Below are 16,160 nucleotides of genomic sequence, written 5' to 3'. Positions count from 1 at the left end.
ATGCACGCATCCCGTAGACAGGGGGCTGTTCGTTGGCAAATATCGAATTACTGCTCCATTTGCTTGCCAAGGAAGCCAGCAGCCGTTTCCGACATTTTCACTTCCATTTGGCTCATTTTCACGCTGTCGTCTTTATTAAGCATAACGACTGTACCGATTGGATCGCCACCAGCAACGATCGGTGCAACAACGAAAGAAGAGAAAGCTTCTTGGCTGTCTTTTACAATTTCATAATTGCCTGCATTCGTTTCGATCATTGTCTTGCGGTTCTCCATACAGTTCTCAAGCAACATTCCGATTTGCTTGTCCATGTATTCTTTTTTCGATCCGCCAGCAACCGCGATCACTGTGTCACGGTCGGAGATAATTGTGATATGTCCTGTGCTTTCATACAAGGATTCCGCATATTCCTTAGCGAAGTCGCCCAATTCGCCGATTGGGGAGTACTTCTTCAAAATCACTTCTCCATCACGATCAACGAAAATTTCAAGAGGATCTCCCTCACGAATGCGCAATGTGCGACGAATTTCCTTAGGGATTACAACACGACCGAGGTCATCGATACGACGAACAATTCCAGTAGCTTTCATTATGAGTTGCCCCGCTTTCAGTAAGTATTTTGATCTGCTGTATTATTGTTAATTAGGAGAGATGCGGAATGGTTTGTAATACTGACCATAGTATTCATCTGCTCCCAAGTTCTTATACATAAACATCATACGTAGGTAATGCCATCCAAGTTGCAAAAAAAATCACATTTTTCGACACTAAACGACATTTTTTTGTTGTGAATTCTTAAAATTTTCACATTTTGCATCAATATGGAGAGATTTTTCAGTGTTTTCCTCTGATTTTGTCGAAACTGAGGGGAACTTCTTCGACAGCGATGCGAAATGTTGGATTTGACTTTTGATTCAAACACATCTATGCGGGCTTAGCTTCGAACTGTTGCTTTTGTGCACAAGGCAACAAGCTCGTTCGTTCAAATTATAACCGGTAATGAATTTGAACAGTCACTAATATAGTATGTCTAATTCTTACCCATGCCATGACAAATTGTAAATAAACGTATAACCTGAGGATGAAACAGGAAATGAAAACTTTTTTTATTTTTATGAATATTTCATTCCGTTTCCATACCTGCCGCAAAAAATAGCCCCTTCCCCTTGTGGGGAAAGGGCTGCACACGAGATGATGAATCATCATCTCGTTACAAGCCATTACTTGCTGGATTCTGTTTTAGGTGCTTCTGTTTTAGGAGTCTCTGTTTTCTCATCTTTCTTTTCGTCCTTCTTCTCTTCCGGCTTTGTTTCCGTCTTAGGAAGGTCGATTTTCTTGATCAACTTGTCCAGATCCTTCTGCATGAAGTTGTTCATCAACTCAGAAGCTGCACGTGTGCGCAAGGATTCCTTCTCTTCCTCTGTCAACTTGCTGTATTCCTTCTCCTTGCGATTTTCCACACGCATAACGTGGTAGCCGTAGCTTGTCTCTACCGGATCACTGACTTGGTTAAGCGGCAATGTCAGAGCTGCTTCCTTAAATTCTGGAACCCATTGGCCTACAGCAGCATCCTTGTACAGACCGCCTTCTTTCGCCGAGCCCGGATCTTCGGACAACTGTTCAGCCAGCTTTGCGAAGTCTTCACCCTTCTTCAGACGGGCTTGTATTTCCTTCGCCTTTTTCAAAGCATCTTCTTTTTTGCGCTCTTTGCCTTCTTTATCCTTGAATCCAATCAAAATATGGCGAACCGAAGCAGTTGTCATATCCTTCTTGTTCTTCTCGAATTCAGCCTTGAGCTGATCCTCGGTTACTTTGCCGTTGTAATCTTGTACAACCGTCAAGATGCGAGCCATATACTCGGTGATTTCTTCTTCTGTCAGCTTACGCTTGTCCAGCATTTCCTTGAACTGCTTGTCCCCAATCTGTTTCTTCATGACGCCAATTTGTTCTTTGGCTTTATCTTTACCGGTTTGCTTCGCTTTCTCCGGCGCTTTTCCATCCAAATAGCGATACGCGATTTGCTGTTTTACGAAGTAGTCGCGGAATTGATCCATGCTAATAATTTGCTCGTATTCCGGGTAGAAGAACAGCATGTTCGAGATTTCTTTGTCGAACTCGTTCTGCGTAATTTGTCCTCCCTCATACGTAGCCACGACTTTACTGTTGTCGGTAGCTTTGCCCGCTGACTTGTCCTCTTTGTTGCCACATCCGGCTAACACGGATATAGCGAGCACCGCAGACAATGCCAGTAACAACCACTTCTTGGAACGCGTCTTGTTATTTTGCAACATTCTGCAATTCTCCCTTCGATTTGATGGCACCTTTAGCTTCCTGCATGAATTGTTCCAATATCATTAATAGCTGCAGAGCATCGACACCACGTGCATTAAACTTCACTGCACCGGAAGCCTCCTGATCGACACTGATGCGTCGATCGAGCTTAGAAGCAACAGCAGCCATCTTCTTGCGGTCTAACCACGGCTCCGCCGAAGAATGGACCTTGATCGTGACCATATCTCCACGCTGTACAATCGATTCCCATCCATACTGCTTCGCATAAAGCTTCAGCCTAGCGACGGCAAGCAATTGGAGGACAGCAAGTGGTGGTTCACCGAAGCGGTCGATGAGTTCGTCCCGCAATTCTTCGACTTCATCCAATGTAGCAAGTCCCGCTACCTTTTTGTAAATCTCAATCTTCTGAATACTATCATAAATATAATTCGGCGGCAAATACGCGTCCACGTTCAGGTCGATAAGTGTTGTCAGTTCTTGCTGATCCTCGATGGCAACTCCATCGATCTCCGCTTTGCGTTTGTTCACTTCATCCGCCAGCATCTGCGAATACAGATCGAATCCAACTGACGCAATAAATCCATGCTGCTCCGCACCCAACAGATTGCCGGCTCCTCGAATAGATAAATCACGCATTGCAATTTTGAAGCCGGAACCAAGCTCGGTAAATTCCTTGATCGCCTGAAGGCGCTTCTCAGCCACTTCATTCAATACCTTGTCGCGCTGATAAGTGAAATAAGCATAAGCGATCCGGTTCGAACGGCCAACTCGCCCACGTAGCTGATACAACTGTGACAGACCCATCTTGTCCGCATCATGCACAATAAGCGTGTTCACGTTCGGTATATCTACTCCTGTCTCAATAATGCTGGTGCTTACAAGGACATCATATTCCCCATCCAAGAAGTCAAGAATCGTCTTCTCCAGCTCTGTCTCAGACATTTGACCATGACTCACCGTTACGCGGGCATCAGGTACAAGCATCTTAATATGATCGGCCATCTGATGAATTCCTTGAACACGGTTGAACAGGAAGTACACCTGGCCTCCCCTTGCCAGTTCTCGCTCTATCGCCTCACGCACCAGATTGTCACTGTACTCCAACACGTAAGTCTGCACTGGGAAGCGATTCTCCGGCGGTGTTTCAATTACCGACAAATCTCGAACACCGAGCATGGACATATGCAAGGTTCGAGGAATAGGTGTTGCTGTTAACGTCAGTACATCAACATTCATTTTCAGCTTCTTCAGCTTCTCTTTATGCGTTACACCGAAACGCTGCTCTTCATCGACAATCAGCAAGCCTAAATCTTTGAAAACAACATCCTGAGAGAGCAGGCGGTGAGTTCCGATAATGATGTCGACAACACCCGATTTCAGCCCCTTCATTGATTCATTCTGCTCTTTGCGTGAGCGGAATCGGCTGAGCACTTGGATATTAAATGGATAATCTGCAAACCGTTCGCGGAATGTCTCATAGTGCTGCTGCGCCAATATCGTCGTTGGTACAAGTATCGCTACCTGCTTGCCCTCAATAGCTGCTTTGAAGGCGGCACGGACAGCGACCTCTGTTTTGCCGTAGCCAACATCACCACACAACAGACGATCCATCGGACTTGGCTTCTCCATGTCCTGCTTAATCTCCTCGATGGCACGCAGTTGATCCCGCGTTTCATCATAAGGGAACATATCTTCAAACTCTCGCTGCTCTGGCGTATCCTTTTCAAAAGCATAACCGCTAGATGCTTGTCTTGCTGCATACAGCTTAATCAAGTCATCCGCAATGTCCTTCACGGATGAACGAACTTTATTTTTAACCTTCGTCCACTCGGTTCCACCGAGCTTATAAATTTTCGGCTCTTTTTCTTCAGAGCTTACATAACGCTGAATGAGATGCAACTGATCAACTGGAACAGATAGTTTATCCCCGCCTGCATATAAAATATGCAAGTAGTCCTTATGGATGCCGTTAATCTCCAACGTTCCGATCCCAATATATTTGCCGATACCGTGATTCTGATGAACGACATAATCGCCCACCTTCAATTCAGTGTAGCTGCGAATCCGTTCTGCATTGTCAACTTTTGCACTCAATTCCGTACGGCGCGTCTTCCGCTGCTTGCCGGAGAACATCTCACCTTCGGTAATGACTACTAAGTGGATCGATGGAAGCTCGAATCCAGTCTGCAGGTTACCCTTTAGGATCGTAGGCTCTGGAATGTCGTAATCTTGCAGCACGCGACGCATGCGTTCAATACGCTCATCTCCATTAGCCAGCATAATGACGTTGGCACCAGTCTTTTTCCACCGTTCCATTTCTGCCTTCAATACATTCATTTGCCCATGGAAATTTTGCATCGAGCGGCACATGACGTTCACGATGTTTTGCGGCTGCGTGTGTGGAACCTGGCGCAGGAACAATGCCATGAAAACCGTTTGGAACGGACGCTTGCCCATTGCTACATCAGAAGATACCCCCAGTGGCAGAGAAGGCAGGGTTTTACCATTAGAAAGCAGATGTGTGCTCCACTCTAACTCGTCCCGTTCAAGCTGTTTGGCTGTTTCCATTACTCTAGCAGGTTCATCTACGACAAGCAGCGTATCCTTTGGCATATAATTATATAAGGTATGCTTCTCCGGATAGAGTAGCGCCACATATTTATAGAGCTCCGTGAAATAGACAGAACCTCTCATTCGTTCGATATCATGGCCGATTTCTCGCTCAAGCTTTTCTTTTACTTGGCGATCGGTCATTTTGCCGAGTTGCTCCTCTAGGCGTGCAAAAGTCGCCTCAGCCGCAGCGGCGAAGCGTGTCTCATCGGCAATTAAATCCTTGCATGGCAATATCGTCAGTTGCTTCAGCTTTTCAATGGAACGTTGATCCTGCGTATCGAACGAACGAATCGAGTCAATTTCATCATCGAACCATTCAATTCGATATGGATATGGAGCTGTAATCGGATATATATCGACAATACCCCCACGAACACTCATCTCGCCCTTGGCTTCTACTCGTTCTGTACGCTCATAGCCACACGCAACCATTTCTGCCAAAAATGTATCCAACGGAAGCTCGTCACCTAACGATAAGGTTATTCCTGCCTCAGCCATCATCTCGCAAGCAGGCAAATAACGCCGTAATCCTGCATACGGCGTTACAACGATCCCACGGAATCCACGTGCGCACCGGGTGAGCACCTCGATGCGCTGTGCTATCACTTCTGGACTTGATATCGCTGCCTCTGCAGCAACCAACTCATTGGCTGGATATAATAGCACTTGGTCAGGAGACAAGCATTCTTGCAGGTCATCAGCTACTTTTTGTGCAGAGAACATGTTGTGTGTGACAACGAGCACTGGGCGATCCAGCTGCTGCTGAAGCGCGGCCATCATTACCTGCCGAGCTGAACCCGACAAGCCGGATACTAATTGCTCCTTCATTCCTGCGCGGACGCCTGCAGCAATCGATTCGATATCACGCTCTTCTGATAAAGCTTGCATGAGTGCATTCAACAAAAGATAGGCACCTCTTTCTCACCCACAATAAATATTACATGGTATAGCTAGTAAGGTTATATGCTCTAAAATCATCCAAAATAAGCCTCGGCTGACAAGCCAAGGCTGACGCTAACCTATCATTGTCTCTTCTACCCTCATTGCAAGGGTGAGGAAAGCAAAGATAATTCGGGGTGCATCTGAATCGCTTCTGTGCAATATTCACACGTCATCCGAACTGTTACGTCTCCATTGGAATGAACAACAATATATTGTTGGCGCTCGTCTGGGGTAAGTAGGTGAAAACCGAGACGTTCCTCATCTATCCCATTCCCGTCGATACGCCCAATCATCGTATGACAATGTTTGCACACATAGTTCACAGACATGTATATGCCTCCCACTAATGGATTATACCGTTCAGTATGTCCAAAAGAAAGGCACATTAGCCCATATCGGTTTTGATCACGAAGTTTCTCAGAATGTAATTCGACAGCGAATCCTACACTCACCCTCGAACAGCGTATGCTTCCGACAGTATGTTCCCTGCAGAAACATTTCAGCTATTCATGTAGTCCCAACTACACTCCGTTTCTCCTTACAAGTTTTACAAAGCAAAACTCGCTACGAAAGCTGTACTTCAGGTTCCCGCAACCTTCTTGGTGCTGAAAACCGATATTTTTCGATCAAATCATTTTATCCGTTGTATTTCGCCATCGTTTGTTCGAACGAATGCTTAAGCGAGAATTCGACAGCGTCGCAAGTACGCTCGATTGTCTGCCTCAAGTCATCCGCACCCGCTTTTGGAAACGTGGACAACACGTAATCTACAATAGAACGACCAGGTTCTGGACGGGAAATCCCCATCCGAATTCGATTGAAAGATTGTGTTCCTAGATGCTGAATGAGCGACTTAATTCCGTTGTGTCCGCCCGCACTTCCTTGATAGCGCAAGCGTATCTTCCCAAGCTCTGTATCCATATCATCATATAGAACGATAAAATCCTCAATATCCGCCTTATAGTAATCCATATATGCGCGAACAGCCTCTCCAGACAGATTCATATACGTCATGGGCTTGATAAGGACGATCTTCTCTGTTCCAACGCGTCCCTCTCCGATTAACGCCTTACATTTGCTCTCACGTACTTGAATGCCGAAGCGATCCGCAAGAGAGTCAATTGCCATAAAGCCGATATTGTGGCGGGTTGCGGCATATTCGGTTCCTGGGTTACCTAATCCTACAATCCACTTCAAGAGCGATACATCCTTCCTATTACATCCTGATCCAGACGAACAAAGCTGCAAATGATGCGCGAACTCACAAATGTAGTGCAATAGTCGTACTTCAAATGCCGATAAGGGTTACTTCTTCGGCGAAGACCGAAGACGTAACCCTTCCGTAATGTGCAGCTAAGGTCATATGACCAATGCTTTATTCAATCTCAAACAATTTACTGATGGACAATTCTTCGTGAACACGAATAATCGCCTCACCCATTAACGGTGCAACCGACAGCACGTGTAACTTGCTAGATGGGTTTTCGTGAGTAATCGGAATCGTATCCGTTACGACAACTTCTTTAAATGGCGATTTCTCCAATCGATCCATCGCAGGTCCGGACAATACTGGATGCGTGCAGCATGCATATACTTCCTTTACTCCTGCTTCAACCAATGCGTTCGCACCAAGCACGATTGTACCCGCTGTATCGATAATGTCATCGATGATGATCGCTGTCTTGCCTTTAATATCCCCGATAATATTCATAACTTCACTAACGTTTGGCTCTGGACGGCGTTTATCGATAATGGCAAGCGGCGCATTCAGGAAGTCAGCCAATTTGCGTGCACGAACTACACCGCCGTGGTCAGGCGAAACGACAACAACGTTTTCGAGCTGTTTGGAGCGGAAATATTGAGCCAAAATCGGAACACCCAGCATATGATCCACAGGAATATCAAAGAAGCCTTGAATTTGCGTGGCATGCAAGTCCATCGTAATCACACGATGAGCCCCTGCTGTTTCGATCAGGTTCGCTACAAGCTTCGCCGTAATTGGATCGCGCGAACGCGCCTTACGGTCTTGACGAGCGTAGCCATAGTAAGGAATAACTACATTAATGCTCTTTGCCGATGCACGCTTCAATGCGTCCACCATTACCAGCAACTCCATCAAGTTGTCATTGACTGGATCACACGTCGATTGAACGACATAAACGTCACAACCGCGTACACTTTCAGACAATTTAACTTGAATCTCACCATCACTAAAGCTCTTCGTTTCTGCATCTCCCATCGGAATCCCGATGTATTCTGCAATCTTGTTCGCTAAATTAGGATTGGAGTTGCAAGTGAAAATTTTCAACTTGGAATCACAATACGTCATGATATTAAAAACCCTCCGTGCCGGTTCTTGTTCATCGTTGTTTTATACTGTCCGTTAATGGTGCAGCTTAGTCTATCCCTACATGGTCTCAACTAAAAAGGCTCTCAATACCATGCTAAACGATATTGAATGAAAAGTGCAACCTTATCGATCACTTTTCTCGTTCTTTTTTTGCTTTTGCGCGGTTGCGAATCTTCTCCGCGTACCCCGGCTTGTTCACTTGACGTTCTCGAGCGATAGCCAAGTCGTTATCTGGCACAGGATGCGTAATGGTTGATCCGGCAACTACATAAGCGCCATTACCTACTTTGACAGGTGCAATCAAGTTGACATTGCTGCCAATGAACGCATCGTCTCCAATCTGGGTAACCGACTTATTAAACCCATCATAATTGACCGTAATCGCACCGCATCCAATATTTACATTCTTACCCACTTCAGCATCGCCAATATAACTGAGATGCGAAACCTTTGTATGATCATCGAGCGACGCATTTTTAATTTCAACAAAGTCGCCAACTTTCACCTGCTTACCAAGACGAGCGCCTGGACGCAAATAAGCGAACGGCCCTACTGTGCTCTCATCGCCTACAAAAGCTTCGGACAACACAGATTGCTTAATATGAACGCCATTCCCGATTGTAGAATCGACAATCTCGCTGTTTGGCCCAATAACACACTCGCTGCCGATTGTCGTTGTCCCACGTAAGCTTGTCCCAGGTTCAATAACCGTATCTGAACCGATGATAACACCGGATTCAATATACGTATTGGCAGGGTCAATAATCGTTACACCATTCAGCATATGACGCTTGTTGATGCGTTCCCGCATGAAGCGTTCCGCCTCCGACAGCACCAGGCGATCATTTACCCCGATCGCTTCACTGATATCGGGCGTGCAATATGCTTGCACGATATCTCCTTGTGCCTTCATGATGCCGATTACGTCAGTTAAATAATACTCCTGCTGGGCATTATCATTTCTGATTTGCTCCAGCGCCGCGAACAGCTTCCGATTATCGAAGCAATACGTGCCCGTATTGATTTCCTTAACGAGCTGTTCCTCGGGCGTACAATCCTTTTGTTCGACAATTTTCAAGACCGAACCGTCTTCTGCGCGAATGACTCTACCATATCCTGTTGGATCATTCAGTTCAGCCGTCAAAATCGTCGCTGACGCCTGAGCGCGGTTGTGCAGTTCCATCAACTGTGCCAACGTTTCTGGTGTCACAAGCGGTGTATCGCCGCAAATGACAAGTGTCGTTCCTTCCTCACCATCAAGAAGCGCCTTCGCTTGCTTAACCGCATGTCCTGTTCCAAGCTGTTCAGCCTGTAAGGCATACTCAGCTCGCTCCCCCAGGAATTTCTGTACGGCTTCTGCTCCGTGTCCTACAATAACGACAGTGCGTTCGCAATCTACACTTTCGACTGCGTCAAGAACATGCCCTACCATTGGTTTCCCACATACGGGATGAAGCACCTTGTACAATTTTGACTTCATGCGTTTGCCTTGTCCGGCAGCAAGCACAATGGCCATTCTTTTCAAAGCGTCCGACCTCCTGCTCTACCTTTACTCCATAGAAGAATATATCTCATTATGGAGAAAAAGAAAAGAGAGCCCCTATGATTGGCTCCCTTTCTTTGCAACCCCAATTATAAAATCATAAAACTACGCGCCCTCTTCGATAACTTCCTCTTCCGTAGCAGCGCGCTCGTATTCAGCCAATACTGCAGCTTGAATCTTCTCACGAGTCGCCGAAGAAATTGGATGAGCAATGTCGCGGAATTCGCCATCTGGAGTCCGCTTGCTCGGCATCGCTACAAACATGCCATTGTTGCCGTCGATTACACGAATGTCATGAACGACAAACTCGTTATCGATCGTAATCGACGCGATTGCCTTCATTCTCCCCTCTGTGTTGACGCGGCGGAGTCTTACATCAGTAATTTGCACGTGTGTTCACCACCTTTTTCCATCGAGACTTGGTGTATAATTCCACACGCGCATGAAAAATCCTTCTTAATTTTGCCAAGAATATTATTTTTTTTAAAAAATTATTCCCATCTTTAGCTGATTCGACAAGCTTCGATTTATATCGCTGCGATCAGTTCAATTTCGACAAGTACGTCTTTCGGAAGCCTTGCTACCTCTACACAAGATCGTGCAGGCTTATGATTTCCGAAGTAAGATTCATAGATTGCATTGATTTGTGCAAATTGGTTCATGTCCTTAATAAACACATTGGCCTTTATGACCTTGTCCAAAGAACTACCCGCTTCAGCAAGTACCGCCTTCAAGTTGGAGAACACTTGGTGGGTCTGTTCCTCAATTCCACCCTCTATAAGTACTCCCTGTGCGGTTAATGGAATTTGGCCCGAAGTGAACAAGAGATTGCCCAGCTTCATTGCTTGCGAGTATGGGCCAATGGCCGCAGGCGCTTGATTCGTTGCAATTGCTTCTAATCCATGAGACATATGAACACCCTCCCAAATCAATGTTGTTCCCTATCGCTTATTCCTTATCGAAGTAGTTCCCCGGCTTCACCATAATTTGGCGAGTTCGCGCATCTACAGTCCCAACACGCACAAGGGACACGTAGTCTGTCAGCAGCCGTTCTTCATTTGATACATCTTCCGATTCTACCAATACCCCAACACCCGCTACCGTAGCATCGAATTCCTTCAGTAAGTCCATCATGCCATGCACCGTACCGCCAGCCCGCATGAAATCATCCACGATCAATACACGCGAACGCTCCTTCAAAGCACGCCGTGCAAGTGTCATTGTATGAATGCTCTTCTGTGATCCCGATACATAGTTGATGCTGACGGCTGATCCCTCAGTTACGACATGATCGCGTCGTACAAGCACTACAGGCAGGTTTAAATGGGCTGCCGTGGCATAGGCAATTGGAATACCTTTTGTTTCAACCGTCATTACGACGTCAATATCACAATCTGCAAAGGCAGATGCGAACATTCGCCCTACGTCATTCATAAGGGCTGGTTGACCCAAAATATCAGTAATATAGAAATATCCCCCAGGCAGCACCCGATCCGGATGCTCCATTGATGTGCATAAAGACTCAATTACAGGAAGTGCAACAGTAGGCGCGCATTTTGGGATAAATTTGACCCCGCCAGCAGCACCGGCAAGTGTCAGCAAATCCCCCGTTCCTTCGCTCTCGAACACCTCTTTAATAATAGCCAAATCCTCACTGATGGAAGACTTGGCTGCTCCGTAACGTTCTGCAAATGTCGTGAGCGGTATGAGCGTATGCGGCTTAGACATCAGATATTGGGTCATCTCGACCAGACGGGCGCTTCGCTTCAATTTTTTCATGATAACTCCTCGCTCAAAACCGAATATTATATTGTAGATATTACATGAATGTACGCTAGTTAGCAAGATAAAGGCCGCTTGTCAAGAAAAAGGTTCTGCAAATTGTAACCATATCGCCTTCTTATTCAAGGGGAACATCATGAACCTGTTATCCTAACAGACGTACAGCATACACTTCCTTACAAAATCCTCGAAGTCCATTATAGATTCTTGCTATTTTAGACTCCTTGGACACCAAGCCGAACACAGTCGGCCCACTACCTGACATAAGTACTCCCTCAGCTCCAAGTCGCAGCATGGATTCCTTCAACTGCTGCACCTCTGGATAGAGCGGCAGTGTAACATCTTCGAGTACATTTCCAAGCGATTCGCATACCCCTTGGAAGCTTTGACCTTCAATAGCTCTCATCATATTATTTAATGATGGATGCTTGACGATTTGATTCGCTTTCAACCGTCCATACACATCTGCGGTCGATACATTAATCGGCGGCTTAGCAAGCACTACCCAACATTGAGGCGGCTGATGAACCATCTCCAGTTCCTCCCCACGCCCACGGGCGATGGCTGTCCCTCCTGTAACACAGAAAGGGACGTCGGATCCAAGCTCTGTACCGAGAACCTGCAGTTCCTTATCAGAAATACCCAGTTTCCACAGTCGATTCAGACCACGCAAAGTTGCAGCAGCATCACTGCTTCCACCAGCAAGTCCAGCAGCAACCGGTATTTTTTTATCTAAATGAATATATACGCCTTGCTTTACTTCATAACGTTCTTTAATCAACTTTGCCGCTTGGAACGCTAAGTTCTTCTCATCTAACGGTATGTAACCTGCTTGGCTGGAGATGATAATCGTATCTCGAGGAAGCTCCTCCATCTCGAGACGGTCCGCTAAGTCTACCATCGTCATGACCATTTCCACGTCATGATATCCATCCTCACGCTTACGCAGCACGTCCAACAGCAAATTTATTTTGGCAGGCGCCTTCTCGTACACTTTCACTCGCGTTCACCCTTCTTTATCCTACGGATCGCTTACGTTATTATAACAGACTCTATGGTGCAAGTCATTTGTGTACGCACATAGGCAATTGGAATGATTTCGTAATAAAAAAAGCGAACAGAGCGGACACAGATCCGATGCTCGCTGGACAGGAGGTTTTTTGGCTCATTATTTTTTTGAGGCAGCCTCTTCAGCAAGTTGAATTGCCCGCTTGACCATATCGCCGGCATCTTTTGCACGAATGGCTCCCCATCCGTATTTGGATACCGTATCATAAAAGCCAAGATCCTTAGCCAATTCCACCTTCAGTTCCTCAGACATGAAGTTGCGCTTTCTTCGGCTCATCACTGCACCTCCCGTGCTTACCATAATGATCAGAAATTGTTGTAGCAAGCACGATGCATTCATCGGCTTACCGTTAATGTAAGTAGAAGCGGCCGTGGTTATACGCCGATCCATGTTCCGATTTGTGGAGGGGATGACTATGTAGGAAGGACTGGCTATACCTGGTTTGTTCTTCACAGATTGAAAAAACCCAAAACAAAAGGCAGCCATAAATGGCTGCCGTCATGTCGCTTAACCGCGAACATATTCAATCTTCATCTCGCCGTTATCGGCGCATACGGTCACTTGGACCGACTCTGTTAATATATCTGCATAGCTGTAGGATACACGCTTGAACGCGTTCTGATCCTGGTCCAACTTAACAATAAATACAGAAGGGTAGGTTTCTTCCAACACGCCCGTACGCTCAATCGTTTTCCGACGACCGCCATTGGCGCGGAGCAGAATCTTCTGACCGACATGTGCTTCAAGACAACGACGAATTTCAAACAAAGCGTTTTTCGCCATTACAGCTACCACCTCTTTCCTTGTCCATTATAACCAATTCAAGAGGTTTTGTCAAATTAACAAATAATTATAACAATAAGACTGTTTTCATGTCAATATATTTTTTATCCAAATTTATTAAGTTGCTACTTTTTGCTGTATTTTATACATAGGCCGCTTATATGACCGTAGGTGTAACGTTCAGTGTCGATAAATCTTTCAGCTTCGGCATGCCAAATCGATAGCTCCCTTTTGTCTCAATCCCGCCTACCCCGTCAATTCCGCTGACCATATGAGGGGCAATATCCCCAATCTGTACAGTATCACGAATCGAGGTATATGCTGCTTTTACCGCTACATAGGCTGGGTCAAGCGCATGAATCATAATGCGGCCCGGTGAGCTCGCAAAATTAGCTCCAGCTTGGAGCAGTGCCTCGAAGTGAGATTGGCATGCTCCTGCAATAATCGTCATTAGGTCAAGATGCCGCTCATACTGCCGAGCGGTCTGTACTGCATTCACAAAGTTTTGCGAGTTTTTATAATTTTGCAGGTTGATCAGGTCGCGATGCCTGCCGTTCTTCAATACCCCATCATGCCCTGTAATCACGATAATATTAGGCTTCACCCGCGGCAACAGACGATACAGTGTATCCGCCATATTTCTCTCGTTCACATAATGTCCTTCCGCTGGCACACGGAGCTGATTATAAATCGCCATGCTCTTCTGCAAATACCCTGGATCCCCATCAAGATGAAGCACCGTTCCCGGCATATCAAATGTTGAGCTTCCATTCGGCATCTCAGCAAAAGGAAGCTCCATCTGTCTACGCTCATACTGCTCTCTGCGCTGCTGCTCCAGTACTTCTACAGACTGCAGCATCTTGATGTGAGCCTGTTCAGAGCGTCGTGCAATCGTTGCCTTCGGAATACTTACCAAATCTCGAACATGGGAGTCCGCAAGCAAGCGATAATCTGTCCCTTTTATAATCGCTGTCTGTTGGAAGACCTGTTCTACACGAAATGTAATATCGCCACCGTACGACTTGCGTACGACCAAATCCCCTTGCTTCACTGGCTCGTTCATAGGATCGATCACCTCTCCGACTATCCTATGGGCGATTACATGGATTGGTGATGCCTAGTGCACAAATTTAATCTTATTCCGCTTGATTCTCTTCTTCCGCCTGAGCAATTGCGTGCCCGATTGCGTCGGATAAAGCAGCGAACTCCTCAATCGACAATGTCTCACCTCTGCGGTTCGGCTCAATATGGGCTGCTTCAAGCGCTCCTGTCAGCTTGTCCACTCCGCATTTGCTGGAGTAGCGTGCCTTCAGATTATTCCATATCGTCTTGCGGCGCTGAGCGAAAGAAGCCTGTACGACATCGAATAACAAAGCCTCATCCTTTACTTGTACAGGTGGAGTCGTTCTAACCTTCAAACGGATAACTGCAGATTCTACGTTAGGCTGTGGGATAAATACCGTATGAGGCACTGTACATACCAGCTCAGGTTCCGCAAAATATTGTACAGCCACACTCAGACTGCCGTAATCCTTGCCTCCTGGCTTCGCAGCCATTCGTTCCGCTACTTCCTTCTGGATCATCACGACGATGTTCTTGAGCGGCAGACGCTCCTCCAGAAGCTTCATCATAATCGGTGTCGTCACATAATACGGAAGGTTAGCCACAACACTCACTCGTTCAACATCCTGAAACTGCTCACGGAACAATTCATGCAAGTCGACTTTTAATACATCACCGTGTACAATACGGACGTGCTCATACGGCTCCAGCACCTCTCCTAATATCGGAAGCAAGCGCTGATCGATTTCAATAGCTGTCACATGACGGGCAAGCTTGGCCAACTGTTCAGTAAGCGCTCCAATTCCAGGACCGATTTCCAAAGCGCCTGTCATATCGTCCAGCTCCGCCGCATCTACAATACGCCGCAATATGTTCATATCGATTAAAAAATTCTGTCCTAAGCTCTTCTTAAAAGAGAATCCATGTTTGCGTATAATGTCCTTCGTTCGGTTCGGTGTCGCTATTTCCACTCTCGATTGCGTCATTCCCTCTATTCTCCTTCTACTCGATGGTGCTGTTCTTCTTGATTTAGCTGCCGCAAGGCATCCTCAAACTCAATCCTGCCAATTTGGAATACACCACAGCGCTTGAGCAACTGCTTTGCATTGCAATATCCAATGCCCAAAATTTCCCCTAGCCGCTGTCTTCGTTCAGCAGAGCCTGAATGCGTTGTTAAGCCTGCTACTACAAGATCCATCCATGTCAACTCCGACATCATGCTGGGCATCTCCGTACGGACCTGCTCCAATGCACGGCGTATCGCCTCTGGTTTCGCGTTCTCTACCCCTAAATCCCCCTTGGCTATCGCCTCATGTCTAGGAAGGAAAGCGTGCTTGCACCCAGGTACACGCTCTGCAATCGTCTTTCGAATTTTCTCTCCCGCATGATCCGGATCCGTAAAAATAATTACGCCTCGGCGCTCCTGCGCCAATGCGATGCGTTTTATAGTTGTATCGTTAATTGCCGATCCACCTGTTTCAATCGTGTCTGCTTCTACAGCACGCTGAATGGCAACGGTATCATCCTTACCTTCTACGACTATCACTTCACGTATCAATTCTCGTACTCCTCTCACCACAAGACCACTTCGTACAACCACTATTTCTTACTTGCTCCCGATTCGCAAATAAACAACAAAAGAAGAGGGTGTCCCCTCTTCTTAGCATGACATAAATCGTTATTCATTACTATATCCTAATTACACATGGCTGCATACCTGTGTG

At 46.3% G+C, this 16,160-nt stretch carries 16 protein-coding genes; all 16 read right to left on the bottom strand.

Going from position 1 to position 16,160, the window contains the following annotated elements:
- Positions 1 to 47: 47 nt before the first annotated feature.
- Positions 48 to 590, bottom strand: coding sequence for a stage V sporulation protein T (gene spoVT, locus NO352_RS22055; RefSeq protein WP_005545540.1), 543 nt, complete (start codon positions 588 to 590; stop codon positions 48 to 50).
- Positions 591 to 1,220: 630 nt separating this feature from the next.
- Positions 1,221 to 2,291: a peptidylprolyl isomerase gene (locus NO352_RS22050; RefSeq protein WP_289356775.1), complete on the bottom strand. Its 1,071-nt coding sequence runs from the start codon at positions 2,289 to 2,291 to the stop codon at positions 1,221 to 1,223.
- Complete coding sequence (gene mfd / locus NO352_RS22045) at positions 2,278 to 5,808, bottom strand: transcription-repair coupling factor (protein WP_289356774.1); 3,531 nt, start codon at positions 5,806 to 5,808, stop codon at positions 2,278 to 2,280. Before mfd ends, NO352_RS22050 begins: the two co-directional genes overlap by 14 nt.
- A 137-nt stretch (positions 5,809 to 5,945) precedes the next feature.
- The gene (locus NO352_RS22040; RefSeq protein WP_005545535.1) at positions 5,946 to 6,176 is read right to left on the bottom strand and encodes an anti-sigma-F factor Fin; all 231 of its coding nucleotides are present in this window, start codon (positions 6,174 to 6,176) and stop codon (positions 5,946 to 5,948) included.
- Positions 6,177 to 6,483: 307 nt separating this feature from the next.
- Positions 6,484 to 7,044, bottom strand: a complete 561-nt coding sequence (pth, locus tag NO352_RS22035) for an aminoacyl-tRNA hydrolase (RefSeq protein WP_005545533.1) — start codon at positions 7,042 to 7,044, stop codon at positions 6,484 to 6,486.
- A 178-nt stretch (positions 7,045 to 7,222) separates the two neighbouring features.
- A complete protein-coding gene (locus NO352_RS22030) occupies positions 7,223 to 8,176 on the bottom strand; it encodes a ribose-phosphate diphosphokinase (RefSeq protein WP_005545532.1) in 954 nt (317 codons plus the stop codon).
- A 151-nt stretch (positions 8,177 to 8,327) separates the two neighbouring features.
- On the bottom strand, positions 8,328 to 9,722 hold the full coding sequence (glmU, locus tag NO352_RS22025; protein WP_289356773.1) for a bifunctional UDP-N-acetylglucosamine diphosphorylase/glucosamine-1-phosphate N-acetyltransferase GlmU: 1,395 nt from the start codon (positions 9,720 to 9,722) through the stop codon (positions 8,328 to 8,330).
- Positions 9,723 to 9,845: 123 nt separating this feature from the next.
- The gene (gene spoVG, locus NO352_RS22020) at positions 9,846 to 10,130 is read right to left on the bottom strand and encodes a septation regulator SpoVG (RefSeq protein ID WP_005545528.1); all 285 of its coding nucleotides are present in this window, start codon (positions 10,128 to 10,130) and stop codon (positions 9,846 to 9,848) included.
- Positions 10,131 to 10,267: 137 nt separating this feature from the next.
- Positions 10,268 to 10,651, bottom strand: coding sequence for a RidA family protein (locus NO352_RS22015; protein ID WP_289356772.1), 384 nt, complete (start codon positions 10,649 to 10,651; stop codon positions 10,268 to 10,270).
- Between the two features lie 37 nt (positions 10,652 to 10,688).
- The gene (gene purR, locus NO352_RS22010) at positions 10,689 to 11,519 is read right to left on the bottom strand and encodes a pur operon repressor (RefSeq protein WP_005545524.1); all 831 of its coding nucleotides are present in this window, start codon (positions 11,517 to 11,519) and stop codon (positions 10,689 to 10,691) included.
- Positions 11,520 to 11,667: 148 nt separating this feature from the next.
- Positions 11,668 to 12,522 (bottom strand): 4-(cytidine 5'-diphospho)-2-C-methyl-D-erythritol kinase, encoded by an 855-nt coding sequence (gene ispE, locus NO352_RS22005; protein WP_289356771.1) that lies wholly within the window; start codon positions 12,520 to 12,522, stop codon positions 11,668 to 11,670.
- Positions 12,523 to 12,690: 168 nt separating this feature from the next.
- Positions 12,691 to 12,867: a hypothetical protein gene (locus tag NO352_RS22000; protein ID WP_005545522.1), complete on the bottom strand. Its 177-nt coding sequence runs from the start codon at positions 12,865 to 12,867 to the stop codon at positions 12,691 to 12,693.
- Between the two features lie 231 nt (positions 12,868 to 13,098).
- On the bottom strand, positions 13,099 to 13,374 hold the full coding sequence (gene veg, locus NO352_RS21995) for a biofilm formation stimulator Veg (RefSeq protein ID WP_005545521.1): 276 nt from the start codon (positions 13,372 to 13,374) through the stop codon (positions 13,099 to 13,101).
- Positions 13,375 to 13,531: 157 nt separating this feature from the next.
- Positions 13,532 to 14,437 carry a sporulation peptidase YabG gene (gene yabG, locus NO352_RS21990; RefSeq protein ID WP_005545520.1) on the bottom strand — a complete coding sequence of 302 codons (906 nt, stop codon included), beginning with the start codon at positions 14,435 to 14,437 and terminating at the stop codon, positions 13,532 to 13,534.
- Positions 14,438 to 14,510: 73 nt separating this feature from the next.
- Positions 14,511 to 15,422 (bottom strand): 16S rRNA (adenine(1518)-N(6)/adenine(1519)-N(6))-dimethyltransferase RsmA, encoded by a 912-nt coding sequence (gene rsmA, locus NO352_RS21985; RefSeq protein ID WP_005545519.1) that lies wholly within the window; start codon positions 15,420 to 15,422, stop codon positions 14,511 to 14,513.
- A gap of 5 nt (positions 15,423 to 15,427) precedes the next feature.
- A complete protein-coding gene (rnmV, locus tag NO352_RS21980; protein WP_005545518.1) occupies positions 15,428 to 15,994 on the bottom strand; it encodes a ribonuclease M5 in 567 nt (188 codons plus the stop codon).
- Positions 15,995 to 16,160: the final 166 nt, after the last annotated feature.

The organism is Paenibacillus sp. S-12, assembly GCF_030363895.1.
Taxonomy (GTDB): Bacteria; Bacillota; Bacilli; order Paenibacillales; family Paenibacillaceae; genus Paenibacillus_B; species Paenibacillus_B alvei.
This window is presented reverse-complemented; position numbering and strand designations above follow the sequence as displayed.